This window comes from Cellulosimicrobium sp. CpK407 (assembly GCF_051844275.1).
GTDB lineage: Bacteria > Actinomycetota > Actinomycetes > Actinomycetales > Cellulomonadaceae > Cellulosimicrobium > Cellulosimicrobium cellulans_G.
Map to the genome: position 1 here is coordinate 42,316 of NZ_JBGNYC010000017.1, position 26,462 is coordinate 68,777.

A 26,462-nucleotide genomic window follows, 5' to 3' on the forward strand; every position below is an offset into this window, starting at 1 on the left:
CCCCGACCCCGACGCAGCCGGGGTCAGGGGCGCGCGTGCTCGAAGATCACGGTCGTGCTGGTCCCCGCGACCTCGGGCCGCACGCTGAGCGTCTTGGAGACCAGGTTGCGCAGGGCGTCGGAGTCGGCGACCGCGACGTGCAGGAGGAAGTCGCGGTCGCCCGTGACGAAGAAGACGCCCTCGACGTCCGGCAGCGTGAGCAGGTAGTCGCGGAACGCCTCGAGGCCCTTGCGCGCGCCCGCCTGGAGCCGGATCGCGATGAGCGCCTCGAGCCCGCGGCCGAGGGCCGCCGGGTCGACGTCCGCCCGGAAGCCGCGGATCACGCCGCGCTCCACGAGGGTGCGGACGCGCGCGTGGCACGTCGACGCGGCGATCCCGACGCGGGCCGCGATCGCCGCGTTCGTCGCGCGCGCGTCGGTCGCGAGGACGTCGAGGATGCGGCGGTCGACGTCATCCAAGACGGCGGGTCGAAGATCCTTCGGCATGCGGAGCCTCCTCTGAGGGTTCGGCGAAGTTCAGGTCGATCACCGCCGGCCTTGACGACGATCCTTCGGCACATCTTGCCGCATGCCGAAGGATCCACCACGCTGAGTGTCGTGCGACACCATCCCGTCGCACACCAGCCACGCGCCCGCCTCGCCACCCGCGAGGCGGGCGTCGGTCGAAGGAGCCCGGCGTGAGCACGACCTCTCGTCCCCGTCCCCGCACCCGCGACGCCCGGTCCGCGCCGCCCGGCCGAGCGCCCCGCACGGCGGTCGTCGTCGGCGCCGGCATGGTGGGCCTCGCCACGGCCTGGCACCTCCAGGAGCAGGGCGTCGAGGTCACCGTCGTCGACCGCGAGGGCGTCGCCGCCGGGTCGTCGTGGGGCAACGCCGGGTGGTTGACCCCCGGCATGGCGATGCCGCTGGCGGACCCGTCCCTCTGGACGTACGGGCCGCGCGCCCTCCTCGACCCCGCCGCGCCGCTGCACGTCCCGCTGCGCTTCGACCCGCGCTTGTGGTCGTTCTTCGCGCGGTTCATGGCGCACGCGACGCAGCGCCGCTGGGACCACGCGATGGCGGCCCTCACCCCGATCGATCGCGTCGCGCTCGACGCGTTCGACGAGCTCGCCGCGGGCGGGAGCCTCGGGCACGGCGTCGAGGCCGGGACCACGCCCGGGCCGTTCACCGTCGCGTTCGAGCACGTCCGCGAGGCACGACCGTTCCTCCGCGAGCTCGAGCACGTCGCCGCGGCCGGCCAGACCGTGCCCGTCCGGCGCGTCGAGGCCGGCGAGCGCGCGCACCAGCTCACCGACCGCGTCTCCACGGTCTACGCCCTCGAGGGCCAGCGCTTCCTCGAGCCCGGCCCGTTCGTCCACGCCCTCGCCGACTCCGTGCGCGCCCGCGGCGGGCGGATCCTCACCGGGCTCGAGGTCCTCGACGTCGAGCCCGGCCGCCTCGGCGCGTGCGTCTACGCACGCGCGGTGCACCCCGACGCCGCCGCGCACCCCGCGCTCGTCGGCGCGACGCGCGGGTCCGGAGCCGCCCGGGCGGGCGCGACGACCGGGCGGAGCGACGCCGTCGGGCCGGAGGCCGCAGAGCCCCGCCGCGCCGGATCCCCCACCGAGCGCGAGGAAGGGGTCGTGCTGCGGGGCGACGCCGTCGTGCTCGCGACTGGAGCGTGGCTCCCGACGCTCGCCGCGCCGCTCGGCGTGCGCACGCGCGTCCAGGCGGGGCGCGGGTACTCGTTCACCGTGAAGACGGACGAGCCCGTCGAGACCCCGATCTACCTGCCCGCGCGCCGCGTCGCGTGCACCCCGTACCAGGGGCGGTTCCGCATCGCGGGGACCATGGAGTTCCGCGGCCCCGACGAGCCGCTCCAGCCGCGCCGGATCGAGGCCATCCTCGCGTCCGTGCGGCACCTGTTCCAGGGCGTCGACCTCGACGACCGCCACGACGAGTGGGTCGGGTCGCGCCCCGTCACGCCCGACGGTCTCCCGCTCGTCGGCGCGACGCGCACCCCCGGCGTCTACGTCGCGGGCGGCCACGGCATGTGGGGCATCGTCCTCGGCCCGGCGACGGGCCGCGCGCTCGCCCACCTCGTCACGACCGGGGAGACCCCCGACGAGATCCGCCCGTTCGACCCGCTGCGCTGAGCCCGACGGCGGCCGACCCCGGCCGACCCGGCCGAAAGACCCTGTCCGGCGGGGGCGCCGCGTCCTAGCGTGGTCGTCATGAGCGTGCGAGACGAGCACCGGACAGCACTGCGCGCGCTCGACGACGACCCGGCCGCGGTGCGGGCGTACCTCACCGCGGGTTCCGGGCTCCCGGGCCCCCGGGCGAACCTCGAGCTCGTGGGCGCGTTCGCCGACGTCGCCCCCGACGACCTCGTGCGCGCCCTCGCCGACGACCCCGACGAGTACCTCCGCTGCTGCGGCACGTGCGGGTTGGGCCGGCTCGTCGTCCAGGCCCCCGCCGACGCGCGCGCGGCGCCGACCGGCCTGCTGCGCGCCCGCGCGTCGGACGGGTCGTGGCGCGTCCGCGAGGCCGTCGCGATGGCGCTCCAGCGGATCGGTGACGCCGAGCCGGCCGCGCTCCGTGCGCTCGTGTCGTCGTGGGTGACCGATCCTGACCCGCTGGTCCGCCGCGCGGCGGTCGCCGGGATCTGCGAGCCGCGCCTCCTCCGGAACCCCGCGACCGCGACCGCCGCGCTGGACGCCTGCGCAGCCGCGACCGCCACGATCGGCGCGCTCCCCTCGGACGCACGCCGCGACGCCGACGTGCGCACGCTGCGCCAGGCCCTCGGGTACTGCTGGAGCGTCGCCGTCGCCGGTGACCCGGCCGCCGGCGTGCTGCGGTTCGCCGCGCTGCGCGGGTCGTCGGACCCGGACGTGGCGTGGGTCGTCCGCGAGAACGAGAAGAAGGCGCGCCTGCGCCGCGTGCTCGACCGCCCGGCCTGACCGTGCGACGGGAGTCGCCCCGGACGTCGGCAGGGACGGTGGCGCGGCAGTTGCCCACAAGGCTTGCGCCACGTGGCGCGGACCTATATGTTTAATCGAAATACTAATCCGCGACGAGGGAGTCCGATGAGCACCACGACCGAGCCGACGACGAGGATGGCCGAGCTGGCCGCCACGGACGAGGACCTCCGGAGCCTGCTCTCCGGCGGTTGGCTGCGCTACCGCACGTCGCCGGCGCTCCAGGAGCTGACCCGGGACGCGCACGCGACGTGCGCCCGGATCGGGAGCGTGTACTTCGAGGACGTCGACGAGGCGCGCCGCCTCTTCCACCGACTCGTCCCCGGCGCCGAGGACGGGATCGACTTCCGCCCGCCGCTGACGATCGACTACGGCGACCGTCTGCTGATCGGCGCGCGGACCTTCATCAACGCCGACTTCATGGTCATCGGCGGTGGCCTCGTCACGATCGGTCCCGACTGCCTCATCGGGCCGCGCTGCTCGATCTACACGCCGAACCACGCCGAGGACGTCGTCCGCCGCCGCGAGGGATGGGAGCGGCCCGAGCCCGTCACGATCGGGAGCAACGTCTGGATCGGCGGCTCGGTCACCATCACGCCCGGCGTGACGATCGGCGACGACAGCATCATCGGCGCGGGGTCGGTGGTCACGCGGGACGTCCCCGCGGGCGTCGTCGCGGTGGGGAACCCGTGCCGACCCGTCCGCGCGATCACGACCGCCCCCGAGGCCACCACCGCCCACTGAAGCCCCCCACGCGCCGGGGCGACGACGCCCCGGGTCGCTGGACGACACGTTCACCCGAACAGCCGGCACCGGCGCCGGCGGAGAGCAGGACTCATGCAGTGTGCAGAGTGCGGAACCACCTCCCGCGACGGACGGGTCGCGACGGCCGTGTGCAGCGAGTGCGGCGCAGCCACGTGCGCGGAGCACACCCGAGAGGTGCGGATCCAGATCCCCTCCAGCTCCGTGGGGAACCCCGTGGTGCGGACGGCGCGACGGCTGCGGTGCAGCGAGTGCACGCGCCTCGCGGAGCCGCTGGAGCAGGTCCGGCGGTAGCACCCACGGCGGCCCGCACCGGCCGCGACAGGGCAGGGGCCCCACGGGTGTGCGCGCGCGCTCGCCTACGCTGGCGCGCATGGACCTCGCGCGCTCGATCCCGCTGTTCGTGCTCGCCGCGCTGCTGGAGATCGGCGGGGCGTGGCTCGTGTGGCAGGGGCTGCGCGAGCACCGGGGCTGGCTGTGGATCGGGGCGGGCGTCGTCGCGCTCGGGCTCTACGGCGTCGTCGCGACGCTGCAGCCCGACGCGAACTTCGGCCGCATCCTCGCCGCGTACGGCGGGGTGTTCGTCGCCGGGTCGCTCGCGTGGGGCATGGTCGTGGACGGCTTCCGACCGGACCGCTGGGACGTCGTCGGCGCGCTCCTCTGCCTCGCCGGCGTCGCCGTCATCATGTACGCGCCGCGCCCGGAGTAGCCGGTCAGAGGCCGACGGCGGACCGTGCCGGGCGACGGTCCTCGGGGCGCTGAGCGAACGGGCGGATGCGCTCGAGGTAGTCGGCGATGGCGTCGCGGTTCTTCTCGAGGATGCGGATGCGGTCCTCCAGGCGGCCGAGCTCCGTCTCGAGGAGCGCGATCTTGTCCGGGTAGGCGTTGTGCAGGTGGATCTCCGGCGCGTTGCCGAGGCAGGGCAGGAACTCCTTGATGATCCTGGTCGTGAACCCCACCTCGAGCAGTCCGCGGATCTGGAGCACGCGGTCGACGAGGTGCTCGCCGTACTCCCGGTACCCGTTCTCGGCCCGCTCGGGCGTGAACAGCCCCTGCTCCTCGTAGTACCGCAGGAGGCGCGTCGGGGTCCCGGTGCGCCGGGAGAGCTCGCCGATCCGCACGTGATCCACCTCGCCTGGTCGTCGCGCTTGACCTTCACATCAATGTCAGACATCGATGCTAACCCCATGTCCACGACGAGCACACCCACCACCGCCACCGTCCCGGACCCCGACGCCGCCCCGTCCGGCGCCCCTCGCCCCGGGGACCAGCGCAGCCCCGGGGTCCTGCCCGTCGCCGCGCTCCTCGCGCTCGCGGCGTCGGGCTTCCTCACGCTCCTCACCGAGATCCTCCCCGCGGGCGTGCTGCCGGCCATGGCCGCCGACCTCGGCGTCGGGGCGGGGGCCGCCGGGCAGACCGTCACGGCGTTCGCCGTCGGGGCGATCGTCGCCGCGATCCCGCTCACGCGTGCCACGGCGCGGTGGGACCGGCGGACGCTGCTGCTCGTGACCGTCGCCGGGTTCGTCGTCGCGAACACCGTCACGGCCGTGTCGTCGTCGTTCGCGCTGACGCTCGTCGCGCGCTTCGCCGCCGGGCTCGTCGCGGGGCTCACCTGGGCGCTCCTGCCCGGGTACGTGCGGCGGATCGTGCCCGCCGACCGCGTCGGACGCGCCATGACGATCGCCATGGCCGGCGGCCCGCTCGCCCTCACGCTCGGCGTGCCCGCGGGCGCGGTGCTGGGCGCCGCCGTCGGATGGCGGTGGACCTTCGGCGTGCTGTCGGTCCTCGGCCTCGGCCTGCTCGCCTGGGTCCGGCTCGGCGTGCCCGACGCCGCGGGCACCCCACGCGGCGCGCAGCTCGCGATCCGCGCGGTGCTCCCCCGCCCCGGCCTGCGGCCCGTGCTGCTGGTCACCGGGCTCAACGTGCTCGCCAACACGTCGCTGTACACGTACGTCGCGGTCCACCTCGCGCACCTCGGCCAGGGCCCCCGGACCAGCGCGCTGCTGCTCGTGCTCGGCGCCGCGTCCGCCGGCGCCCTCGTCCTCGTCGGGGCGCTCATCGACCGGCGGCTGCGCGCCCTCACCCTGGGGTCGGTCGTGGTCTTCGCACTCGCCATGCTCGTGCTCGGCCTCGCGCCGACGTCGACGGTCGTCGTGGTGCTCGCCGTCGCCGCGTGGGGCGCCGCGTTCGGCGGGGCCGGCACCCTCTACACGACCGCCGCCGCACGAGCCGCGGGCGACGGGGCCGACGTCGCGCAGTCCGCGCTCGTCACCGTGTGGAACACGTCCGTCGCGCTCGGCGGCGCGGTCGGCGGCGCGGCGCTCGCCGTCGCCGGCCCGGCCGGGCTGCCCTGGGTCTCGCTCGCCCTCATGGTCCCGGTCCTGGCGACCGTCGTCGCAGGCCGGCGCCACTCCTTCCGCTGACCGCTCCTCGACGGCGTGGCGCGGGCTTCCCGCCGGGCGGGGTCTCTGCCAGGATCGGCGCGTGGCCATCGACGCCCCGACCGGCAGGGGGCCGACGCACGACGTCGGAGCCGGAGACCTCGAGCCCGCCCTTCCGGGACTCGGCCCGGAGCCGACGCGCGAAGAGTACGCGAGCTGGTCCCGCCGCGTCGTCGCGTCGCTGCTCGACACGGCGATCGTCGCGACGGTGCTGTTCCTCGCGGTCGGGCCCGCCTACGAGGTGGCCTGGCTCCCGGGGTTCAGCGTCGGCGTGACGACGAGCACCGTCGTCCCCGGCGGGACCTGGTGGGCTCTCGGCACCTCGGCCGCGCTCTTCGCCCTCCAGGGGTGGACCGGAGCGACGCCCGGCAAGCGGACGGTGGGGATCGTCGTCGTGCACGACACGACCGGCCGGCCCGCCGGGCTGATCCGCACCGTCCTGCGCCACCTGGCCCACCTCCTCGACGCGATCCTGTACATCGGCTTCCTGCGACCGCTGTGGCACGCGCAGCGCCGGACGTTCGCCGACTCGCTGTGCAGCACGGTCGTGCTGCGGCGGGTCCGCCCGCCCGTGCCGTTCCTCGGTCCGGGGACCGGGCTGGGCGGCCCGGCGCCGTCGCGCGCCGTCACCGCGGCGGCGACCGTCCTCTCGGTGGGGAGCGCCGTCTTCGTCCTCGGTCCGGCGTCGTACACCGGCGGCGACGTGTGGACGGCGAGGTGCACCCCGGAGGTGTCGGACGAGTCCCCGCTGACCGTCGGCGAGGTGCAGGTCGTCAGCTGGTCGACCCCGGGCACCGAGAGCCGGTGGGGCGTGAGCCGGACGAGCCCGCTCCCCGACGAGGCCGGCGACGAGACGGGCCTCGACGCGTCGTTCGCGGTCGACCTCGACCCGGACGCCACGCCCGACGGACCGTTGGACGCCGCCCTCGTCCTGCGCCTCGAGACGTGGCAGGGCGACCCACTGGGCGAGTTCCGGTCGCCGTTCCGGGTCGAGCAGCGCGCCGACGGAAGCGGCGAGTGGGACGTCGTCCCGCCCACGGCCGCCGGCGCAGGGCTGTACACGGTCCACGTCCCGGCGGCGACGGTCGCAGCGCTCCCGACGGCGTGGAACTGGGAGGCCTCGGTCGTCGTCGAGGACGAGACGGTCGCCTCGTGCGGAGGCCGCGGCCCGTCCTGAGCGCCCCCGAGCACGACCTCACCCGCTGTCGAACACGACATGGGGGTCGCTATCCGCCGGATAACGACCCCCATGTCGTGCTCGACGCCGGGGGCGGGCCGTCTCAGGGAGCGGCGGACTTGCTGCAACACTGCCGAAACGCCTCGGACGACCGGGTGAAACGTCGCGGTCGCACGATGGAGGTGCGCCGGGCCACGAGCCCGGCGCACCAGCATCCGTCCCGACCCGCGGCCGCCCTCGCGGCCGTCCCCGAGGAGGCTCCCGTGCCGGACAACCGCCCGCTCTTCTCCGCCCCGTCGATCCCTGGCCGCGCCGACGCTCCGTCGACGCGAGCGTCCGCCGGCGATCGTGCGACGGACCACCGGACCGCCGCACGCCGGACCACCGACCTCGGGATGTCGCTGGACCTGCGCCCCCGCGAGGAGCCGCAGCGTCGCGCCAACCCGGGCGACGAGCTCACCGTGGACCCGGCCGACCGCCGCCGCCGTGCCCGTGCGGCGCTGCTGGACCTGCGGCGCGACGTCATCCGCCGCAGCGCCACCGGCTGGTGAGGCGCGTCAGAGCCGGACGAGGTCGAACGTCTCCCACGGCCCGACGGCCGTCCGGTTCGCGACGAGCGGCTGCGCACCCCCGCCCTCGGCGCACACGTAGCGGCCGTTGACCTCGGCGCGCAGCGCGACCGCCCCGCCGCCGAGGTCCTCCAGCCGGAACCGTTCCCACGCGCCCACGGCGGCGCGATCCGCGACGAGCGGCTGCGCGCCCGCGTCCTCGGCGCACACGTAGCGACCGTCGACGTCGGCGCGCAGCGCCACGACCCCGCCGCCCAGCTCCTCCAGCCGGAACCGTTCCCACGAGCCGACCGACGGTCCGGCCGCCACGAGCGTGCCGCCGTCGGTCTGGCGGGCCTGGACGTACTGCGCGTTCGCGCGCGCCCGCAGGGTGACGAGGCCGGTCACGGGCCCTGGCCCACCGCCGACCACGGGCGGTGTGGGCCGCACGGCCGTCAGCGCGATCTCGCCGCGGAGCAGGCGGCCGCCGTCGTTCGTGAGGCGCAGGTAGTAGTCCGAGGAGCACGCCGTGCCGTCCTCGTCGAGGGCCCGCATGCCCGAGCCCGCGGGCACGTCCGCCGCCGTCGCGGCCGTCTTCGCGATCTGGTTGCCCTCGTTGTACTCGTCGAACATCGAGACGTACGCGCTCGCGACGCCCGCCCGCGCGTGGTTGTAGAACTGGCGCCACAGGAAGTCGCCGTGCGCGCGCTGGCCCTCCTGGAGGTCGCCGGGCAGGACGCACGGCTGGTAGTCGATGCCGAGGCGCGTGCACTCGGCGAGGTCGGGGACCGTGGCCCGGGCGTAGAAGTCGTCCGCGCCCGCGACGGTCCCGATCCGGCCGACGAGCCACGGCGAGATCATGTCGAACGAGCGGTACACACCCCCGAACCCGGGGCGCGAGTCTCCGGTCCCCTCGCGCCACCACGTCGGCACGCCGCCCATGACGTAGCACCCCTGCGCCTTGAACCAGTCGACGACCTCCTGGCACTCCTGCGGCGTGAACGGACGCTGGGCGTCGTCGAACCCGAAGCCCCAGATGCCCACCACGGGTTTGCCGTTCTGCCGCGCGTACGCGGGCGAGGCGACGTGGGCGGACATCTTCGTCGTCCAGTCCTGCGTGATCTGGTTCCGCATCGCGTACCAGTCGCTCACGTCGTACATGACGTAGAACTTGACGCCTGCCCGTTCGGCGGCGGTGCGTGTGCGGCTCGCCATGACGTCGCGGGTCGGGCCCTCGCCGCCGAACGGGTCGAAGCGCTGGAGCGCCGCCGTGCGGATGCCGTTCTCGGCCATCCACCGCAGGTGCGTGTCGACCGTCTGCTGGTCGTACGACGAGAAGAGGTGCGCGGGACGGCCGTCACCGAGCGCGGGGAACGCGGTCTGGTACGTCGTCGTGTACTCGCGGACGTCGGGCCACGACTTGATGACGGTGTTGGTGGTCGACGGCGCCTGGTCGGCCTGGCGGGCCCAGTGCCACCACGCGTCGATGGGGGCGCCGTCGCCCCGGCACGCGAACCAGCCCTGGTAGCCGGCGGTGATCTTGCCGACGACGTCGCCGGGCGGGCTCACCGCCGCGGCGGCGCCCGGGAGGGCGGCTGTGGCCGGGCCGGCGGCGGAGGCGGCGGAGGAGCCGATGGCGGCGGTCGCCGCGGCGGCGGCCGTCAGGCCGAGGAAGGAACGTCGGGTGAAGCTCATGTGATCACGTCCGTTTCTCTGGTGGTGCCGGTACGACGTCGTCGTCGCCGGCACGGCGGTCACGTCTCGTGCAGAGCGTCGGCGAGCCACCCCCTGTCGTCGGGGACGGTCGGGAGCGGGACGGCGCGCGGGCGGTCGGCGGCAGCGCCGACCTCCACGCGCGCACCGGTGCGCGCGGCGTCGAGCAACGACTCCATGACGTCGAGCACGTGCAGGGCGAGCCGGCCGCTCGCGCGCGGCTCGACGCCGTCGGGCGTGGCCACGAGGTCCGCGAGGCCGTACCCCCGTCCGGCGTCGGGGAACCCCGCGCTCACGGGGAGCGCGCGCCATGCGTCGGCAGCGCCCTCGGTGACGCCCCGGAGCCGGACGACGCCCTCGAACCCGTTCGGGTCCGGCACCTGGAGCGAGGCGAGCGTGCCGTGGACCTCGATCGGGGGCGCCTGGCTCGCGGGGGCGTCGAAGCTCATGACGAGGGTCGACAGAGCGCCCGACGCGTGCGTGAGGACGCCCGTGACGTGCGTGTCCACCTCGACCGGGATCTCCTCGCCCGCGCGCGGACCCGAGCCGATCGTGCGCGTGGCGCGCGCCCGGCTCGACGCGCCGACCACGGACGTCACCGGACCGAGCAGGTGCACGAGCGCGGTGACGTAGTACGGGCCCATGTCGAGCAGCGGTCCGCCGCCCGGGAGGTAGTAGAAGTCGGGGTGGGGGTGCCAGCGCTCGTGGCCCGCGGTGACCATCGTCGCGGTCGCCGCGACCGGCGTGCCGAGCAGGCCGTCGTCGACGGCGCGGCGTGCGGTCTGGATCCCCGTGCCGAGCACGGTGTCGGGCGCGCACCCGACGCGCACGCCCGCGGCGTCGGCGGCGACAAGGACCCGCGCGGCGGCGGCCCGGTCGGCGGCGAGCGGCTTCTCGCCGTACACGTCCTTGCCGGCCGCGACCGCCGCGAGCGCCACCTCCTCGTGCGCGGCGGGCGTGGTGAGGTTGAGGACGACGTCGACCTCGGGGTCGCGCACGAGCGCGTCGACGGTGAGGGCCCGCACGCCCTGCTCCGCCGCGACGGCTGCCGCGCGACCCGGATCGAGGTCGGCGACGGCGACGAGCCGCAGACCGTCGAGCCGGGGCAGCGTGTCGAGGTACTGACCGCTGATCGCGCCGCAGCCGACGATCCCGACGCCCGCCGTACGACCGGTCGCGCCGGTGGAGACGTCGAGCGTCCGCGCCTCGGCGGTCACAGCGCGTGCTCCTGCCGGCTCGCCCACAGCATCCCACGCTCGACCATCGTGCGGACGGCCGGGTGCTCGAGGTCCTCGGGCCGGTGCCCGACGGTGCACACGAACACCCGGCCCGCGCCCCACCGCCGCGTCCAGACGGCGGGCGAGGTCGACGCGTCGTGCCAGGGGTCCTCAGGCCGGGCCTCGACGGTCGTCGTCGCGAGGACGTCGTCGTAGTCGTCGGTGAGGACCCAGTACTGCTCGGTGGTGATCTCGAAGTCGTCGAGCCCGGCCACGACGGGATGGTCTGACTGCTCCGGGACGACGCGCACGGCGTGCGTGACGAAGCTGTCCGTCTCGTCGCCGCGCAGCGGCCCGAGCGGCGTGCCCGGCCCGGCGGTGCGGCGCGGGTGGTGCGCGAACTGCCCGCCGACGAGGTGCGCGTACTCGCTGCTCGCGCGGTAGGAGTCGACGATCCCGCCGTGCCAGCCCGCGAGCCCCGTGCCTGCCTCGACGGCGGCGACGAGCCCGGCGACCTGCTCGTCGGCGATCTCGCTCATGGTCACGCTCTGCACGACGAGGTCGACCTGCGCCATGGTCCGCGCGTCGGCGTAGACGGCGGGCGAGGGCTCGACGCGCACGACGTACCCCTGCGCGCTGAGGAAGGGGACGAACAGGTCGGTCGTCTCCTCGGGTCGGTGCCCGGACCAGCCGCCGCGGACGACGAGGGCGGTGGGCGGGGACGTGCGGTCGGTCATGCGACGGCCTCCTGGGGCGGTCTCGCGCGGGGCGCGGGCGGACGGGCTCGGTGGACGGGTCCGGGGTGGGGCGGTGCGGGACGGGACAGCGGTCAGACGCGCTCGACCTCGAACCGCACGGCGTAGGAGACGGACTCGCCCGGCGCGAGGACGGGCAGGACGCCCGCCTCGCGCGCGGCGACGCGCCCGCCGATCGCAGGCGCGTTCATGGGCTCGAGCCCGAGGACGTTCTGCCCGGGGGCGAACATCTTCCACTGGTACAGCACGGGCAGGGTCGCGGTCGGGAACGAGACGGTCAGGCGCAGCCCCAGGTCGCGGTTCGTCACGACGGCGCGCCCGGTCCCGGGCGCGAGGTCGTGCCGGTGCACGCGCTGGCGGTAGCCCTCGGCGGGCGCCGTGATCTCGCGCCAGGGGTCGCCGACGGCGTCCGGACCGTCGGGCTCGACGTGCTGCGACGAGACGTCGAGCTCCGCGGACTCGGAGACGAGCGGCCACCCGAGGTTCGCGTGGTAGAGCACGAGGTGCGGCTCGGGGCGCCACCCCTCGTTGCTCACGGTGTCCTCGACGGTGACCGACGTCGTCCCGAGGCCCGCGCGGACCCGGCGCCGGAGCACGAGGTGCTCCTCGTGGAGCGACGCCTGCCGCACGACGCCCTCGACCACGACCTCGTCCCCGACGACGGCCGCACGCTCGACGCTCGCCGGGATCGCCGTGAGCCGGCCGTGCTGCGGGAACCGGCGCCCGCCGTCCACCGTCGGTGACCCGACGTGGTCGAGGCCGCACGTGACGAGCAGGCCGCCGCCGAACGTCGTGCCGAAGTCGTCCCCCTGGTAGAGCCCGGGCGCGGCGAGCCCCGCGGGGGCCGTCCAGGCGAGCGGGACGCCGTGCACCGTGACCTGGCCGAGGTCGAGCGCGCGGTCGGGCAGCACGTCGAGCTCCAGCCCGCCGCCCGTCACGACGCGCACGCGGCGCGCCCCGCGGGCCGGGCCGTCGGCGTCGACGAGCTGCTCGACGCGCGCGACCTGGCCGAGCCACCCGGCGCGGCGCCGGACCTCGCTGGGGTCCGCCCCGTGGATCGTCCCGGGTTCGTCGCCCGCTGCCGTCATGTCCTGCGTCCTCTCCTGCGGGCCTCCTGCGGGCCCGCCCGTGCGCGGCGGGGTCCGGGTCGCCCCGGACCCCGCCGTCGTGCCGGCCGCGCGGGTGCGCGGCCGGGATGGGTCAGCCGCAGCGCACGGCGTCGTACGGCGCCGTGAGGACGACGTCGCCGCCGTCCGCGGTGACGGTGACCTGCGCCGCGCCCGCCTCGACCGCCGTCTCCCGTGTCGCGAACGACTGGTAAGCGCTCTTCCCCGGTGCGACGTCGTCGACCGTGCGCTCCCCGAACGGCGTCGCGAGGCGCACCGTCACCGGGTCCTCGCCCCCGTTGCGCGCGCGGACCGCGACGTACGCGCGGCCCGCGAGGCACCGCCCGGCCGCCTCGACCTCGACGCCGGTCGTCGGCGCGACGACGAACACGGCCGTGAACGACGTGTCGGCCGCGAGAGCGAACGCGTACCGCGCGTCGTGGGAGACCACGGCGCCGGAGGCGTCGCGCCAGCCGGCGAACGCCGACCCGTCGGCGGGCTCGGCGACCACGGCCACCGCGCTCCCGGTCTCGTACCGGCCCGGCTCCGCCTCGTTGCCCTCGACGCGCACGGTCCCCGCGGCACCCTCGGCGGCGTCCGCCGCGACCGCGAGCGCCGACGTCGCCATGTGGATGGCGAGGGGGTTGACGGTCGTCACCGGACCGCGGCTCGTGGTGCCGTTGAACCGCATGAGGTTGACTACGCTCACCGTGCTCGACGCGTCCGCGTCGACCGTGTGCCCGCCCGGGCCGAGGTTGTCGGTCCCCAGGTTGAACGCCCGCACGGTGGCGCCGTCGCTCGCGACGATGCCGTCGTGCGTGCCGTACGCGAACGCGTTGAGCACCGTGAGGTCCTGCGCCCCGGTCGCCCGCACGAGGACCTCGCGCTCGCGGGCGACCGGGTCGATGACCTGGCCGAACAGGTCGGCCCCCTCGACCCAGCCCGGGAGGCCGTACGCGAGGCGCGTGATGACGTTGCCGTTCGACAGCACGTTCTCGACCGTGCCGCCCTCGTTGGCGCCGACGTGCACGCCCTCGGAGAGGAAGAGGCCGACCGCGCGCCGCACGAGGAACCCGTCCGCCGCGGCGGTGAGGTCGATCGCGTTCCACGCGTTCGTCAGGCCGACGTTCACGACGTAGGCCCCCGGCGCGTCGCCGCGCACGGCGAACGGGTAGGACCGGACGCCGTCCGGGCCGGCCGGGTTGTTCTCCGGGTGGAAGACGCGCAGCCCGCGCAGGCCCGCGTCCTCGCCCGCGAGGGTGACGAACGCCGTCTCGTCGACCGACGGGTCGGGCTCGCCCGGCGCCGCCGGTGCCACGCCGCCCTCGTACGCGAGGAGCACCGTGCCGCCGCTGAGCTCGAGCGAGTCGCGGTTCGCGACGCCCGCCGAGCCGCGCAGCTCCACGCCCGCGGGGACCGTGAGGTGCCCGCGCACGGTGTACCAGCCCGCGGGCAGGTACACGACGCCGCCGCCCGCGGCCGCGGTGTCGTCGAGCGCCGCCTGGATCGCCGCCGTCACGTCGACGTCGGAGAACTCGCCTGGGGTGCGCGGCACGTCGTAGGGCGCCTTCGTCACGTCGACCAGGCGCTCGGCGGGACGCGGCGCGAGGACCGGCTCCGGCCGTGCGGGCACGCCGCCGTCCGGACCGTCGAGGACGTGGACCGTCCCCTCCAGGGCGCCGGCCACGTCGGTGCCCGTGAGCTTGACGTAGCCGCCCGACGTGTTGCGGACCGCCGCCTCGGAGCCCTCCAGGGTGCCGCCCGCGAAGGCGGTGCCCCAGCGGTCGTCGGACACCTCGACCTGGACGGCCACGTCCGTGCGACGCACCTCCGTGTCGAGGAACGAGCCGGTGAAGCTCGCGCGCTGGCCCTTGACGATGCGGATGCCGACCGCATAGTCCGCGACCGAGACGCCGGAGAACTCGTCCCACTCCAGGTCGCCGAGCACCAGTCCCGTGCCGTGCTCGCGCGTCCACGCGTCGAGGACCGCGCGCTCCGGGGCGTCGTACGCGGCGCCCGCGCCGGACCACACCCCGTTGTCGAACGTGACGTCCTGCCACGTGCCCACGTCGGCGCCGTTGTAGGCGACCACGCCCTCGAACAGCGCGGTCCCGACGACGTCGCGCACGTTCGCGATCTCGTGCACCTGCGAGCCCGGCCCGCCCTCGCCGCGGTCGTGCGCCATCGTGGAGATCCCGATGCCGCGGTACGAGTTGAGCATCGTCACGTGCTCGACGCTGCTCATCATGTAGTTCTGCTCGCCCTGCCACGCACGGCCCGGGAGCTCGACCGTGAAGCCGTAGGGCACCGGGTCCGCCGCGTCCTGGCCGGGGTAGAACGTCGTCACGCCGACGACGCCCGCGTTGCCGCCCACGCGGAACAGGCTCGGGCCGTCGTCGCCCGACGGCAGGTCCGCGACGACGATCGTCCCGTCCAGCGGGTCGGCGTCGGGCGAGATCGCGCGGTCGGGGTGGGCGCCGCGCAGCGTGCAGTGCGGGAGCACCTCCAGCGTGCCCGTCACGCGGTACGTGCCCGCGGGCAGCCACACCGTGCCGCCCGTCGCGTCCTGGCACGCGTACAGGGCCGCCTGGATCGCCGCGGTCGAGTCCGCCTCGCCCGTGGGGTCGGCGCCGAAGTCCGTGACCACCTGGTCCGCGACCACGACGTCCTCGGTCGGGAACACGGTCTCGACGAGGCGCGGGTCGACCGGGACGGCCGGGGCCCGGCGCACCTCGAGGTCCGTCAGCGCGAACGCCGCGCGCTGCGTCGCCCGCTCGTCGAGCGCGAGGCGGACGTAGCGCGCCTCGACGGGCTCGAACCGGGTGCGCACCCCCGTCGCGTCGATCGCGCCGGCGCTCGCGACCTCGTCGTAGGTCGCCCCGTCCGTGGACACCTCCACGCGGTAGACGTGCGCGTAGTCCGGCGTCCACCGCACCAGCACCTCGTCGATCTCCGTGACGGCGCCCAGGTCGACCTGGACCCACTCGGCGTCGCCGTCGCGCGCGGAGGTCCACGCCGTGCCGCGGTCGCCGTCCGTCGCCGCGGCGGCCGGGCCGCCGGAGCTCACGGTCACGGGCTTGCCGCGCGCGAGGTCGGTCGTGACCTGCGACCCGAGGAAGTCCTCGAGCGCGTCCTCCAGGGCCGTCGTCGCGGCGTCCACCTCCTCGCCGTTCGCGTCCGGGTCCTGCGCGACGGCGTCGGCCGCGTCGATCGCGGCGCGCAGCCCGGCGCGCGAGCCCGCCGGGTACTGGCCGTCGCGCTCGCCCTCGCGCGCGGCGGCGTACGTGACGTCGGCGCGCTCGACGAGGCGCCGCAGCGCGATCGCGGGGTCCACCTCGCGCGGGACGACGGTCACCGCGAGCGAGTCGATCCGCACGTCCTGCGGCGACCCCTCGACGGAGAGCCGGAAGTCGGAGCCGTTGGAGCGGTTGGTGAGGATCGCGTCGTCGAGCAGCCACGAGCGCGAGACCCACGTGCCGTCGGTGCCGAGCGCGAGGCGCGGCGACGGCTTGAACATGTGCGGGATCGTGTCGCCCGGCGAGTCGTACTGGAGGAACATGTCGCCGCCGCCCTGCTGCACGGTCGCGTCGACGAGCACGCGGTCGCGCGTGTCGAGCGCGTACGCGTCCGAGACGTTCGCGTAGACGAAGTTCGTGCCCTGCGCCCGGCCGGTCTGCCAGTACCCGCGCCCGTCCGCGGTCCCCGTGACGAGTCCCGCCGTCGCGTCGCCCGCGCGCACCGCGATGCCGCGCTCGGCGACGGTCGGACCGAGGTCCACGCTCGCGCCCTGCGCGACGACGCGCACGGACGCGACGGAGAGCTCGCCGTCGGCCGCGGCGAGCGACACCTCGGGGTCTCCGCCGGCCTGCGTCCCCGGTTCCAGCGCCCCGGCGGGGAGCGCGACGACGGTCGACGTCCAGCCGTCGCCGTCGGCGTCCGCCTCCGGCGCGCCCGCACCGAGCACCGAGCCGTCGGCCGCGGTCGCGACCACCTGCTCGCCCGTGCGGTGGTCCACCACGAGGTACCCGGGCACATCGGCGAGGCGCCCGACGTACGCGTCCGCGACGTCGAGCGCGATCCGCCCGGCACCGGCCGCGGCGTCGGTGCGCCAGAACGCGCGACCGCCTTCCTCGCCCGTCTCCTGCGCACCGGTCGTCGGCGCGGTCGCGACCGCGATCCCGTGCGTGCGCGGGGTCGTCGACAGGTCGGCGCCCACCCCGACCGGGTAGCGGTCGACGTCGACCACCGGGCTCGCGGTGGCCGGGGCCACGAGCCCCGTCACCGCCATGACGAGGGCCGCGCCGGTGGCGACGACCCGTCCTGCTCCAGCATGCATGCTCATCCTCAACACCCTTGTCCTCGGACTGACTGACGCGTGCGTGCTCAGGGGGTCAGGCGCTCACCCCCTCGGCCGGCGCCTCGGTCGCGGGGTCGAGCGCGTCGCCCGTGCGCCAGTCGTGGCGCGGGACGAACCCGAACAGCTCGCGCACCGCGGTCGTGTCGATGACGGACGCGAACCCGTCGAGGGGCCGCGTCACGCGGGAGCCCGGGTGGAAGCGTTCGAGGAGCTCGGCCGTGGGGACGTCGCTCGTCGTGTCGGGCGCGGCGACGTTGACCACGTGGTGGCCCGTGACGCCCGACTCGAGGATCGCGCGCACCACGTCCACCGCGTCGCGCGTGTCGAGCCACGTCCACAGCTCCTGCCGGATCGCTCCGGGGTCGCGGTGGGCGAGGTCGACCCACTCGCGCAGCCGGTCGCCCGACCCCACGAACGGCATGCGCAGCATGGTCGTCGGCAGGCCGTAGCGCCGCGTGACGTACTCCCCCACCTGCTCGGACAGCAGCTTCGACAGCGCGTACGCGTCCACCGCGACCGACTCCTGCGCCTCGTCGACCGGGACGTAGGCGGGCGAGAGGTGGCGGCCCGCCCACGGGTAGCCGTACGCCGAGAACGACGACGCCGCCACGGCGACGCGCACGCCCGCCCGGCCCGCGCCGTCGAGCACGCAGAACGCGCCCTGCACGTTCTGGGCGACCGTCTCGTCGTCGGGCGCCTGGCCCGGCGACGCGATCGCCGCGAGGTGCACGACGCCGTCGACCGCGGGCGCGTCCTGGTCCTGCCCCGCACGGAGCACGGAGTCGACGAAGGCCGCGTCGCGCGTGTCGCCGACGAGGCTCGCGACGGCGGCCGGCGCGTCGAACGGCGCGCGGTCGGTCGCGACGACGCGGTACCCCGCGGCGGCGAGACGCGGGACGGCGACCCGCCCGATGACCCCGGCGGCCCCCGTGACGAGGAGCGTCGCCCCGGGCAGGAGGGCGGGCCCGGCGGGCGCGTCGGTGGACGTGGTGGAGTTCATGGCGTGGTTCCGATCTGTGCGGTGGTGCGTGCTGCGCGGTCGGGGCCGAGCGGCCCCCGGGGTCACCCCTTCACGGCACCCACCAGGCCGTTGACGAAGTACCGCTGCGTCGCGAGGAAGAGGATGATCACCGGGATCACGACGATCAGCGCGCCCGCCATGAGCTGGTTGTACTGGACGACGTTCGACGACTGGAGCTGCTGCAGCGCGATGGGCAGCGTGAACGTCGACGGGTCGTTGAGCGACACCCGCGACAGCAGGTACTCGTTCCACGTGGGGATCGCGGTGAGCAGCGCGATCGTGATGATCGCGGGCCGCGCGAGCGGCACGTAGACGCGCGCGAAGATGCGCAGCTCGCCCGCGCCGTCGACCCGCGCGGCGTCCCGCAGCTCCCCGGGCACGGACTGGAACGCGTTGGTCAGCAGCAGGATCGACAGCGGCGCGGTGCCGTTGACGAACGGCAGGATGAGCCCCAGGTGCGTGCCGAGGATCCCGAGCTGGTTCTCGAGCAGCACGATCGGCAGGAGCGTCACGACGCCCGGCACGAACAGCAGCACGAGGAACAGGCGGAAGAACGCCTGCCGCCCCGGGAAGCGCAGCACCGCGAACGCGTACGACGCGGCCGAGTACACGACGACGACGCCGAGCGTCGTCAGGCCCGTCACCTTGACGCTGTTGAGGAAGTAGTCGAAGAAGCGCAGCCGGCTCCACGTGTCGACCAGGGTCGACAGCGTCGGCTCGGCGGGGATGAGGTTTCCCCCGCCCATGACGATCTCCTGCTGCGTCTTGAACGCGGCCGAGACCATCCACAGGAACGGGTACAGGCTCACGACGGCGTACCCCACGAGGAGCACGCCCACCACGACGCGCGCGACGACCACCTTAGCGGGGGTGCCGCGACGGCGCGGGGTGAGGGCGGGCACGTCGGGGAGCTGCGTGCGGTCGGCGACGGTGGTCATCACTTCTCCCTCGTGACGCGCTGGTTGACGATCGCGACGGCGAGCGCGGCGAAGAACAGGAGCCAGCCGAGCGCGCTCGCGAGGCCGAGGGTCGGGGCGAGCTGCTGCTGGAACGCGAGGTCGTACGTCTCGAGGCCGAGGACGTTCGTACGACCGGCCGGGCCGCCGTTCGTCATGATGAGGAAGATCTGGAAGCCCTGGAGCGCGTCGCGCACGTTGAGCAGCATGATGACGGCGGTCGTGCCCTTGAGGAGCGGCAGCACCACGGAGAAGTTGGTGCGCCACCACCCGGCGCCGTCGAGCTGGGCCGCCTCGAGGACGGACGCGTCGATCGACTGGAGGCCCGTCAGGTAGAGGAGCATCGCGACCGGGACGCCGGACCAGACCATGATGACGATGAGCGTCGGCAGGGCGGTCGACGGGTTGCCGAGCCAGCCCTGCGGCTGCGCGAGGCTGCCGAGGCCGAGCGCGCGCAGCAGGAGGTTGATCGCGCCGTTGGGCTCCAGCACGTACTGCCAGGCCATGTAGACCGCGATGCCCGCCGTGACGTACGGGACGAAGTAGACGGAGCGCAGGACGCCGGCGAACCGGCGCGCCTGGTTGAGCACGATCGCGAGCGGGAACGCGACCGCGAGGATGAGGATCGGCACGGCGATCATCACGACGAGCGTGTTGAGCGCGGCGCGGTGCACGACCGGGGCGTAGATCGGGCTCGCCCACAGCAGGTCGGCGTAGTTATTCAGCCCGACCCACTCCCACGTGGGCGTGAGGCCGTTCCAGCGCACGAACGAGAGCTGGGCGCCGAAGAAGAGCGTGTACACGCCCATGACGAGGAACAGCAGGAGCGCGGGAGCGATGAAGACGTAGCCCCACGCCACCTCCTTGCCGCGGTAGCGCATCTTCTGCCGGCCGCGGCGCCGGCCGCCGCCGACGCTCCCGTGGGCGGGAGCGTCGGCGGCGATCGTCGCGGGGGTGGTCACTTCGACTGCGACCAGAACGTGTCGATGAGCGTGGCCACGGTCGTCGAGACGGTCGCGACGTCCTGCGTCGCGAGCGGCGTCAGCTCCATGACGGCGTCGCCCACCTGGGCCGCGTCGTACGCCGCGGGGCGGTACGACGTGTCACCCGGGTTGTAGGCGTTCTCGCCCTCGCCGAACGCGCCGATCATCGCGCCGAGGACCGGGCCGACCGTCGAGGACGGGTCGTCGCCGAGGTCGACGGGCGGGACGTCGAGCGCGTCCTTCGCGAACGTGGCCGCCACGTCCTGCTCGGACAGGTACTTGATCCACTGGAGCGCGCCGTCCTTGTTGCCCGTGGTCGCGGACACCGACAGGCCGGTGAGGCCGAACGGGGCGAGCTGGAGGTCGTCGATCGCGCCGCCCTCGGGGGCCGGGACCGGGAAGGTGACGATGTTCTCGGCGTCCATCCCGTTCTGGGCGAGGAAGGCGAGGGTGAACGTGCCGCCGATGTCGAACGTCGACTTGCCCTGCGCGAACGCGATGTCCGCGTCGTCGATCGTCAGCGACTGCGTGCCCGGCATCCAGTACGGCTGGATCTGGTTGTACGTCTCCAGCACCTCGACGCCGTGGGGCGACGCGAAGTTCTTGGCCGGGTCCTGGCCGAACAGGGCGCCGAAGTCGTCCTTGCCGAGCTGGCCGTAGGCCATCGGCTGCATGAGCCACTCGAGGCCCGTCGTGGACGACTGGAAGCCGATGCTCACGCCGCCGTCGTCGGGGTTCGTCTTCTTGACGGCGTCGAGCGCCGCGATGAACTCCTCCCACGTCTTCGGGGCCTCGGTGACCCCCGCCGCCTCGAGGCGCTCCTTGTTGGCGTAGACGATGCCGAACGTGCCGATCGTGAAGGGCACGGAGAACCGCTGCCCCTCCTCGATCCCCGCGGTCTTGGAGCCCTCGGCGAGCGACTGCTCGTAGTACGCCGGGGTGACGGTCCCGTCCTCCGCGACGGCGGGCAGGAAGCGCGAGCTCCAGTCGTCGTCGACGTCGTCGGACAGGTCCTCGAGCAGCCCGGCGCCCCCGAACGTGAAGTCGTCGCCGTGCGTGTGGACCTCCATGACGTCGGGCAGGTCGCCCGTCTGCGCGGCCGCCTGGACCTTGGTGATGAACGCGTCGTCGGGGGTGTACGCCTGCACGTCGACCGAGATCCCGGTCTCCTCCTCGAACGTCTTCGCGGCGTTCTGGAGAGGCTCGACGTGGGACTGCTTGAAGGTCCACATGGTCAGGCTGTCGGGGTCGCCCTCGCCGGAGCCGCCGCCGTTGCCGCCGCCACCGGCCGGCCCGCTGCACGCGGCGAGCGCGCCGGCGAGCAGGGCGGAGGTGGCGATGGTCGCGGTGATGCGGGCGGGGAACGGACGACGTCGGTGTCGGTTCACGGGAAGCCTCTCGGTCCACGGGCGACGCCGGGGCAGCGTCGCGGTTCCGGAAACATAAATCAATTCGATGTACAGTGTCAACGACGGCGACCGGACACCCCCGTTCCCGGCCCGTCCACCGTCGCGCGGAAGGCCCCGCGCGTCCCTCAACCCGCGGAACGAGGTCACCGATGACAGCAGCGCAGCAGCCCGGCACGGACGGCACCGGAGCCGACCTCCCCGAGGTGGGATCCGAGGCCGTCCGCGAGGTCGCCCGGGAGGTCCTCGCCCCTGCGCCATGGACGCCCGAGCGCTCGGGCTCCGGGGACGAGGGCCTGCGGATCACCGCGGTGCGCACGTTCCTCACGGGCCCGCAGGGCTGCCCGTACGTCGTGGTGCGGGTCGAGACCGACCAGCCCGGCCTCTACGGGCTCGGCGACGGCAGCGACCCGCAGCGCCCCCTCGCGACGCGCACCGTGATCGACGAGTACCTCGGCCCGATGCTCGTGGGTCGCGACCCCTCGGACATCGAGGACCTCCACCGCCTGCTGCTCAACAGCGGCTACTGGCGCGGCGGCTCCATCGAGCACAACGCCCTCGCAGCGGTCGACGTCGCGCTCTGGGACCTCAAGGGCAAGGTCGCCGGCCTCCCCGTCCACCAGCTCCTCGGCGGGAAGGCCCGCGCCTACGCCGACGCGTACACGCACGTCGACGGTGCCGACGCCGCCGAGGTCGCCGAGAAGGTCCTCGCCGCCGTCGAGCGCGGCTACCGGCACGTGCGCGTCCAGGTCGCCGTCCCCGGCCGCGACACCTACGGCACCGCACCCCGGGACGAGGCCGAGGCCGCGCGCCGTCGGGCCCGCACCGACCGCTGGGACACGCTCGCCTACCTGCGCCACGTGCCCGGCATCCTCGCCGACGTGCGCGACCGCGTCGGCCCCGACGTCGAGCTGCTCCACGACGCCCACGAGCGCATGACCCCCGCCGAGGCGCGGCAGTTCGTGCGCGCCGTCGAGGAGGCCCACCTGTTCTTCCTCGAGGACGCGCTCGCGCCGGAGGACGCCGCCCACTTCCCCGAGCTGCGCGCCGCCGGCACTACCCCGCTCGCGGTCGGCGAGCTCTACCACGACCCCCGCGCCTACCTCCCACTGGTCGCGGGCCGGTCGATCGACTTCGCGCGCCTCCGCATCCCCACGCTCGGCGGGCTCACGCCCACGCGGAAGCTCGTCGCCGTGTGCGAGATGTTCGGCGTGCGCACCGCGCCGCACGGGCCGGGCGACGTCACGCCCGTCGGGATGGCGGCCAACATGGCGCTCAACATCTCCTCCCCCGCGTTCGGCGTCCAGGAGGCCGCGACCTTCCGCGACGCGACGCTCGAGGTGTTCCCCGGCGCCCCCGTGCCGACCGACGGCCACCTGCTCGCCCCCGAGGCCCCCGGCCTCGGCGTCGACTTCGACGAGGCCGCGGCGCGGAAGTACCCCGTCGGCGCCCCGCTCGAGCACGACCGCTGGGCGCTCCTGCGCGCCACCGACGGCAGCGCCCACCGCGCCTGACGCGACGACGGGACCCGGTGCCCGCAGGCCGGGTCCCGTCGGACTGCCCGGCGCACGTCGAGCGCGGGGCTCTGGCCGCTGCGTCGCGCCCGCGGGAGAGCTCGACGTTTTGTTTTGCGGGGTTGTGCAATATGGTGCGAGCCCCTACCTTGAGCCCCACTGTCCGATGTTCGACGACGAACGTTGAGAGGAAGCAGTGACTCGTCCCGGAACGACGCGGGCCTCGGTGCCCGCCGCGGTGTGATGGTGCGCCCCTCCCGTCGTGCGGGGGCCTTCGTCGGAGTCCTCGTGGGGACGCTGTTGCTGGCCGGTTGCGGCGGCACCGGCTCCGACGACGTCCCGCAGTTCGACGCGATCAACGACGACGAGGACCTCTCTCTTGCTGGTCCGGAGCAGCGCGAGGCGCTGTCGGACGGTGAGGTGACCCAGGACGAGTACATGGCAGGGTTCGAGCGGTTTCGAGCGTGTCTGCGCGCTGAGGGCTACGAGCTGCGGGACGTCGAGCTCGTCGGGGTGGTGTGGCAGGGGGGCATCCCCGCGGAGGCTGTCGACTCCGGCGTCGAGAAGACCTGCTACGACCGCGACTTCAAGTTCGTCGACGTCGTCTGGCAGACCTCGAACCAGGACGAGTCGTCGTTGCTGGACGCGCTGAGGTACTGCCTGCAGGAGCGCGGGCTAGGCGTCCCGTCGACGCTCGCGGAGGCGCAGCGCGCCGTGGCCGGCGCCGGGCTGGACGAGGCGTCGTGCGTCGCGGAGTACGACGCCCTGTGAGGAGCGACCGGTCCCGTGGCTGGGTGCGCCTGGTGCCGTTGGTGGCGCTGTGGGCCGTGCCCGTGGTCGCGGTCGTCGTGGCGTTCCCGCTCGTCGACGCGGCGGAGGAGCGGAGCGTCGCGGTGCCGGCGCCGACGGTCGTCGAGGTCGGCGCCCGTTCCGACGACGGACGGACCGCGGTCGAGGTCGCGACGGTGCGCGCCGTGGCTCCCGAGGTCCGTGCTCCCGCGGGGGGAGTCGTCACCGCGCTCACCGAGGCGGGTCCCGTCGTGGCCGGGCAGGCGCTGTTCGCCGTCGACGGCGTCGACGTGCTCGCGTACCGCGGCGACCCGCTGTGGCGCGACCTGCGCCCGGGTGACCGTGGTGCGGACGTGCGCGCGCTCGGGGACTACCTCGTGTCGCTCGGGTACCTGGACGCGGTCGGCGTCGACGACCGGTTCGGCCCGGCGACGCGCGAGGCGGTCCGGGCGCTCCAGGAGCGCCTCGGGGTTCCCCGGGACGGGGAGTTCCGCCTCTCGTACGTCGTGCGGGTCGACGACGCCGTGCCGGCGGTCACCGGTCCCCTCGTCGGCCTGGGGGACCGGGTCGAGGCGGGCGACGCGGTGCTGGAGGGCTCGCAGCCCGTGGAGGCGCTGACCGTGGCCCCGATCGCCGAGGGCGGCGGTCTCGGCCGGCTCGCCCGAGAGCCGGTCGTGCTGCGCCTGGGCGAGGTCGAGGTACCGATGTCGAGCGCGGCGCCCCAGGGCGCCGAGCTGGACGGCGTCGTGGCGGCGCTCGAGGAGGCCGCGGCCGCGGGCACGCTCGAGCGGGTCGTCGACGAGGCGACCGCGACCGTGCGCTACCGGGGCGCGATCCTCGCGCTCCAGGACCCTGCGGAGCGCGGTGCCGTCCCCTCGACGGCCGTGCGCGTGGACCACGACGGCACGACGTGCGTCCTGCTGAGCGACGGCTCCACGGCCGCGGCGCAGCCCCGCCGGCTCGAGGTCGCGGAACCCGGGAACGAGCTCGCGACGGTGCTCGTCGACGCCGACCTCGTCGGCGCCCGCGTGCTGCGCGACGCGACGCAGGCCACCGGTACGTCAGGGTGCGGGTAGCGGCGTGCGCGTGGACGTGATCGACGCCGCCATCGCGTTCGGGCCCGTCCCGGTGTTCGCCGGGCTGACCGCGACGTTCGAGCCCGCGCGCGTCACCGCGCTCGTCGGGCCGTCCGGCAGCGGCAAGTCGTCGCTCCTCGCTGCCGTCGCGGGGTACCAGCCGCTCGCGACCGGACGGATCGAGCTCCACGGGATCGACGGAGCGCCCCGACCGCCCTCGCCCGGCGTCGTCGCCTGGGTCCCCCAGGGATCCAACGCGCTGGGGCGCCGCTCGGTCCTCGACAACGTCCTCGTCGCGCCGCTCGCGGCGGGCCGCCCCGGACGAGAGGCCCGGGACACCGCGCGCGCCGCGCTCGACCAGGTCGGGCTCGCGGACCGGGCCGACGAGCAGGCCCGGCGCCTGTCCGGCGGCGAGCTCCAACGGGTCGCGCTCGCGCGCGCCCTCGCGTCGGGCAAGGAGCTCATCCTCGCCGACGAGCCGTCGGCCAACCTGGACGCCGCCAACACCGAGCTCGTCGCCCGGATCCTCGCGGGGCTCGTGTCGCACGCGACGATCGTCGTCGCGACCCACGACCCCGTGCTCGTCGCCGCCGCCGACGCGACCGTCCCGCTCCGGCGCGAGGCGGTCGTCCGTGCGTGACGGCTGGCGCGTCGCCGACCTCGCGCGCGAGGCCCTGCGCAACACCCTCGGTCGCTCGGCACGGCTGCTTCCCGTGGTCGCGCTCGCCGTCGTGCTCGGGTCGGGCACCGCCGCCTTCGTCGCGCTCGAGACCGCGTCGCTCCAGGACGAGCTGGACGACCTCGCCGAACGCGGGCGCGGCGTCGTCAGCTACATGCAGGCGAACCCCGACCAGCCCGCCCTCGTCTCACGTGCGTCGTGCGAGGCGCTCGCGGGAGCGCCGGGGGTCGAGGCCGCGGGAGCGGTCGTCCCCAGCGGCAGCGCGCTCGTCGTACCCGTCGGGCCGGACGTCCCCGTGCAGCGTGCGTCGACCACCCTCGTCCCCGGGCTCGCCGACGTCGACGCCCTCGTCGGCGCGGGCCTGCTCGACCGGACCGGGCCCGCGGACCAGCGCGTGCTCGTCGGCGACGAGGCGCTCGACTCCGCGCGGACCCCGGTCCTGCGCGAGGGGGTCGGGACGGGCCGTTCCCTGACGGTGCCCCTCCGACCCGACGACGCCCAGGTCGAGCGCTGCGTCGTCGTGCTCGACCCCCTCGTGGCCCTCGACGACGTCGCCGCGACCCAGATCGCCTCGCTGCACGTGAGCGGCAACGCCGTGGTCGGCACCGAGGCGCTGCGGGCGACGAGCGACCCGGTGCAGGCGTTCCTCGACCGTCCGAGCCGCTTCCTGCCCGTCCTCCTGGGTCTCCTGGGCGCCGTCACCACCGCCGTCACGTACCGGCTGCGCGCGAGCGAGCTCGCCGTGTACCGGCTCTCGGGCACGTCCGCACGCTCTCTCCTCGTCCTCGTCGCGCTCGAGACCCTCCTCGTCGCGGGCGTCGCCGCGACGGCGACGACGCTGGCCGCCGTCGTGCTCCACGCCCGGTACCTCGATCCGACGACGCCCGTCCTGTGGGGACTGGTCCTCGCCGGGACCTGGGCCGTCGTCACCCTCGCCGCGACCGCGGACCTCGCTGTCCGGCGCCCGACGGACCTCGCGAAGGACCGCTGACCCCGTTCGGCCGGA

The 26,462-nt window shown here is 74.9% G+C and carries 23 protein-coding genes; 12 read left to right on the forward strand and 11 right to left on the reverse strand.

Going from position 1 to position 26,462, the window contains the following annotated elements; all coding sequences use genetic code 11:
• Positions 1-23 precede the first annotated feature (23 nt).
• Entirely contained in the window at positions 24-485 is a 462-nt protein-coding gene (locus tag ABWU78_RS09680; RefSeq protein ID WP_253051769.1) for an Lrp/AsnC family transcriptional regulator, read from the reverse strand.
• 191 nt (positions 486-676) lie between these two features.
• On the opposite strand from ABWU78_RS09680, the gene ABWU78_RS09685 reads away from it, so the two are divergent.
• The 4 genes from ABWU78_RS09685 to ABWU78_RS09700 all read left to right on the forward strand — a co-directional run bounded on the left by ABWU78_RS09685 (position 677) and on the right by ABWU78_RS09700 (position 4,427).
• Positions 677-2,134 (forward strand): NAD(P)/FAD-dependent oxidoreductase, encoded by a 1,458-nt coding sequence (locus ABWU78_RS09685; protein WP_353707077.1) that lies wholly within the window; start codon positions 677-679, stop codon positions 2,132-2,134.
• A gap of 78 nt (positions 2,135-2,212) precedes the next feature.
• A complete protein-coding gene (locus ABWU78_RS09690) occupies positions 2,213-2,938 on the forward strand; it encodes a HEAT repeat domain-containing protein (protein ID WP_439158209.1) in 726 nt (241 codons plus the stop codon).
• Positions 2,939-3,064: 126 nt separating this feature from the next.
• Complete coding sequence (locus ABWU78_RS09695; protein ID WP_253051766.1) at positions 3,065-3,700, forward strand: sugar O-acetyltransferase; 636 nt, start codon at positions 3,065-3,067, stop codon at positions 3,698-3,700.
• 391 nt (positions 3,701-4,091) lie between these two features.
• Positions 4,092-4,427, forward strand: a complete 336-nt coding sequence (locus ABWU78_RS09700) for a YnfA family protein (RefSeq protein WP_087470594.1) — start codon at positions 4,092-4,094, stop codon at positions 4,425-4,427.
• A 4-nt stretch (positions 4,428-4,431) separates the two neighbouring features.
• Here the strand turns inward: ABWU78_RS09700 and ABWU78_RS09705 are convergent, their stop codons facing one another.
• Positions 4,432-4,839 carry a MerR family transcriptional regulator gene (locus ABWU78_RS09705; protein ID WP_439158210.1) on the reverse strand — a complete coding sequence of 136 codons (408 nt, stop codon included), beginning with the start codon at positions 4,837-4,839 and terminating at the stop codon, positions 4,432-4,434.
• Positions 4,840-4,905: 66 nt separating this feature from the next.
• Between ABWU78_RS09705 and ABWU78_RS09710 the strand changes: the two genes are divergently transcribed.
• The 3 genes from ABWU78_RS09710 to ABWU78_RS09720 all read left to right on the forward strand — a co-directional run bounded on the left by ABWU78_RS09710 (position 4,906) and on the right by ABWU78_RS09720 (position 7,887).
• Entirely contained in the window at positions 4,906-6,141 is a 1,236-nt protein-coding gene (locus tag ABWU78_RS09710; RefSeq protein WP_439158211.1) for an MFS transporter, read from the forward strand.
• A 61-nt stretch (positions 6,142-6,202) separates the two neighbouring features.
• Complete coding sequence (locus ABWU78_RS09715) at positions 6,203-7,336, forward strand: RDD family protein (RefSeq protein WP_439158212.1); 1,134 nt, start codon at positions 6,203-6,205, stop codon at positions 7,334-7,336.
• 263 nt (positions 7,337-7,599) lie between these two features.
• A complete protein-coding gene (locus ABWU78_RS09720; RefSeq protein ID WP_253051759.1) occupies positions 7,600-7,887 on the forward strand; it encodes a hypothetical protein in 288 nt (95 codons plus the stop codon).
• A 6-nt stretch (positions 7,888-7,893) separates the two neighbouring features.
• Here the strand turns inward: ABWU78_RS09720 and ABWU78_RS09725 are convergent, their stop codons facing one another.
• The 9 genes from ABWU78_RS09725 to ABWU78_RS09765 all read right to left on the reverse strand — a co-directional run bounded on the left by ABWU78_RS09725 (position 7,894) and on the right by ABWU78_RS09765 (position 21,380).
• Positions 7,894-9,579 carry a hypothetical protein gene (locus ABWU78_RS09725; RefSeq protein ID WP_439158213.1) on the reverse strand — a complete coding sequence of 562 codons (1,686 nt, stop codon included), beginning with the start codon at positions 9,577-9,579 and terminating at the stop codon, positions 7,894-7,896.
• 59 nt (positions 9,580-9,638) lie between these two features.
• On the reverse strand, positions 9,639-10,814 hold the full coding sequence (locus ABWU78_RS09730; RefSeq protein ID WP_439158214.1) for a Gfo/Idh/MocA family protein: 1,176 nt from the start codon (positions 10,812-10,814) through the stop codon (positions 9,639-9,641).
• Positions 10,811-11,551 carry a ThuA domain-containing protein gene (locus ABWU78_RS09735; RefSeq protein ID WP_439158215.1) on the reverse strand — a complete coding sequence of 247 codons (741 nt, stop codon included), beginning with the start codon at positions 11,549-11,551 and terminating at the stop codon, positions 10,811-10,813. The genes ABWU78_RS09730 and ABWU78_RS09735 overlap by 4 nt, the downstream gene beginning before the upstream one ends.
• A gap of 92 nt (positions 11,552-11,643) precedes the next feature.
• Complete coding sequence (locus ABWU78_RS09740) at positions 11,644-12,657, reverse strand: aldose 1-epimerase family protein (RefSeq protein ID WP_439158216.1); 1,014 nt, start codon at positions 12,655-12,657, stop codon at positions 11,644-11,646.
• A 112-nt stretch (positions 12,658-12,769) separates the two neighbouring features.
• Complete coding sequence (locus tag ABWU78_RS09745; RefSeq protein ID WP_439158217.1) at positions 12,770-17,017, reverse strand: discoidin domain-containing protein; 4,248 nt, start codon at positions 17,015-17,017, stop codon at positions 12,770-12,772.
• 49 nt (positions 17,018-17,066) lie between these two features.
• Positions 17,067-18,032, reverse strand: a complete 966-nt coding sequence (locus tag ABWU78_RS09750) for an NAD-dependent epimerase/dehydratase family protein (RefSeq protein WP_353707063.1) — start codon at positions 18,030-18,032, stop codon at positions 17,067-17,069.
• 62 nt (positions 18,033-18,094) lie between these two features.
• The gene (locus ABWU78_RS09755) at positions 18,095-18,991 is read right to left on the reverse strand and encodes a carbohydrate ABC transporter permease (protein ID WP_439158218.1); all 897 of its coding nucleotides are present in this window, start codon (positions 18,989-18,991) and stop codon (positions 18,095-18,097) included.
• Positions 18,991-19,971, reverse strand: coding sequence for a carbohydrate ABC transporter permease (locus ABWU78_RS09760; RefSeq protein ID WP_439158219.1), 981 nt, complete (start codon positions 19,969-19,971; stop codon positions 18,991-18,993). The genes ABWU78_RS09755 and ABWU78_RS09760 overlap by 1 nt, the downstream gene beginning before the upstream one ends.
• Positions 19,968-21,380, reverse strand: coding sequence for an ABC transporter substrate-binding protein (locus ABWU78_RS09765; RefSeq protein ID WP_439158220.1), 1,413 nt, complete (start codon positions 21,378-21,380; stop codon positions 19,968-19,970). The genes ABWU78_RS09760 and ABWU78_RS09765 overlap by 4 nt, the downstream gene beginning before the upstream one ends.
• Before the next feature lie 170 nt (positions 21,381-21,550).
• On the opposite strand from ABWU78_RS09765, the gene ABWU78_RS09770 reads away from it, so the two are divergent.
• The 5 genes from ABWU78_RS09770 (at position 21,551) to ABWU78_RS09790 (ending at position 26,447) form a co-directional block, all read left to right on the forward strand.
• The gene (locus tag ABWU78_RS09770) at positions 21,551-22,912 is read left to right on the forward strand and encodes an enolase C-terminal domain-like protein (protein WP_439158221.1); all 1,362 of its coding nucleotides are present in this window, start codon (positions 21,551-21,553) and stop codon (positions 22,910-22,912) included.
• 288 nt (positions 22,913-23,200) lie between these two features.
• Positions 23,201-23,683 carry a hypothetical protein gene (locus ABWU78_RS09775; protein ID WP_439158222.1) on the forward strand — a complete coding sequence of 161 codons (483 nt, stop codon included), beginning with the start codon at positions 23,201-23,203 and terminating at the stop codon, positions 23,681-23,683.
• A gap of 32 nt (positions 23,684-23,715) precedes the next feature.
• Positions 23,716-24,777: a peptidoglycan-binding domain-containing protein gene (locus tag ABWU78_RS09780; RefSeq protein WP_439158223.1), complete on the forward strand. Its 1,062-nt coding sequence runs from the start codon at positions 23,716-23,718 to the stop codon at positions 24,775-24,777.
• A 4-nt stretch (positions 24,778-24,781) separates the two neighbouring features.
• Positions 24,782-25,417 (forward strand): ABC transporter ATP-binding protein, encoded by a 636-nt coding sequence (locus ABWU78_RS09785; RefSeq protein ID WP_087470562.1) that lies wholly within the window; start codon positions 24,782-24,784, stop codon positions 25,415-25,417.
• Positions 25,410-26,447, forward strand: coding sequence for a hypothetical protein (locus tag ABWU78_RS09790; protein ID WP_439158224.1), 1,038 nt, complete (start codon positions 25,410-25,412; stop codon positions 26,445-26,447). The genes ABWU78_RS09785 and ABWU78_RS09790 overlap by 8 nt, the downstream gene beginning before the upstream one ends.
• The last annotated feature ends 15 nt before the right edge of the window (positions 26,448-26,462 follow it).

What these genes read in the sequence shown, in the direction of transcription:
- ABWU78_RS09680 (WP_253051769.1), bottom strand. Translation starts at nt 485, where the DNA reads ATGCCGAAGGATCTTCGACCCGCCGTCTTGGATGACGTCGACCGCCGC.
- ABWU78_RS09690 (WP_439158209.1), top strand. Translation starts at nt 2,213, where the DNA reads ATGAGCGTGCGAGACGAGCACCGGACAGCACTGCGCGCGCTCGACGAC.
- ABWU78_RS09695 (WP_253051766.1), top strand. Translation starts at nt 3,065, where the DNA reads ATGAGCACCACGACCGAGCCGACGACGAGGATGGCCGAGCTGGCCGCC.
- ABWU78_RS09700 (WP_087470594.1), top strand. Translation starts at nt 4,092, where the DNA reads ATGGACCTCGCGCGCTCGATCCCGCTGTTCGTGCTCGCCGCGCTGCTG.
- ABWU78_RS09710 (WP_439158211.1), top strand. Translation starts at nt 4,906, where the DNA reads ATGTCCACGACGAGCACACCCACCACCGCCACCGTCCCGGACCCCGAC.
- ABWU78_RS09725 (WP_439158213.1), bottom strand. Translation starts at nt 9,579, where the DNA reads ATGAGCTTCACCCGACGTTCCTTCCTCGGCCTGACGGCCGCCGCCGCG.
- ABWU78_RS09735 (WP_439158215.1), bottom strand. Translation starts at nt 11,551, where the DNA reads ATGACCGACCGCACGTCCCCGCCCACCGCCCTCGTCGTCCGCGGCGGC.
- ABWU78_RS09740 (WP_439158216.1), bottom strand. Translation starts at nt 12,657, where the DNA reads ATGACGGCAGCGGGCGACGAACCCGGGACGATCCACGGGGCGGACCCC.
- ABWU78_RS09745 (WP_439158217.1), bottom strand. Translation starts at nt 17,017, where the DNA reads ATGAGCATGCATGCTGGAGCAGGACGGGTCGTCGCCACCGGCGCGGCC.
- ABWU78_RS09750 (WP_353707063.1), bottom strand. Translation starts at nt 18,032, where the DNA reads ATGAACTCCACCACGTCCACCGACGCGCCCGCCGGGCCCGCCCTCCTG.
- ABWU78_RS09755 (WP_439158218.1), bottom strand. Translation starts at nt 18,991, where the DNA reads ATGACCACCGTCGCCGACCGCACGCAGCTCCCCGACGTGCCCGCCCTC.
- ABWU78_RS09770 (WP_439158221.1), top strand. Translation starts at nt 21,551, where the DNA reads ATGACAGCAGCGCAGCAGCCCGGCACGGACGGCACCGGAGCCGACCTC.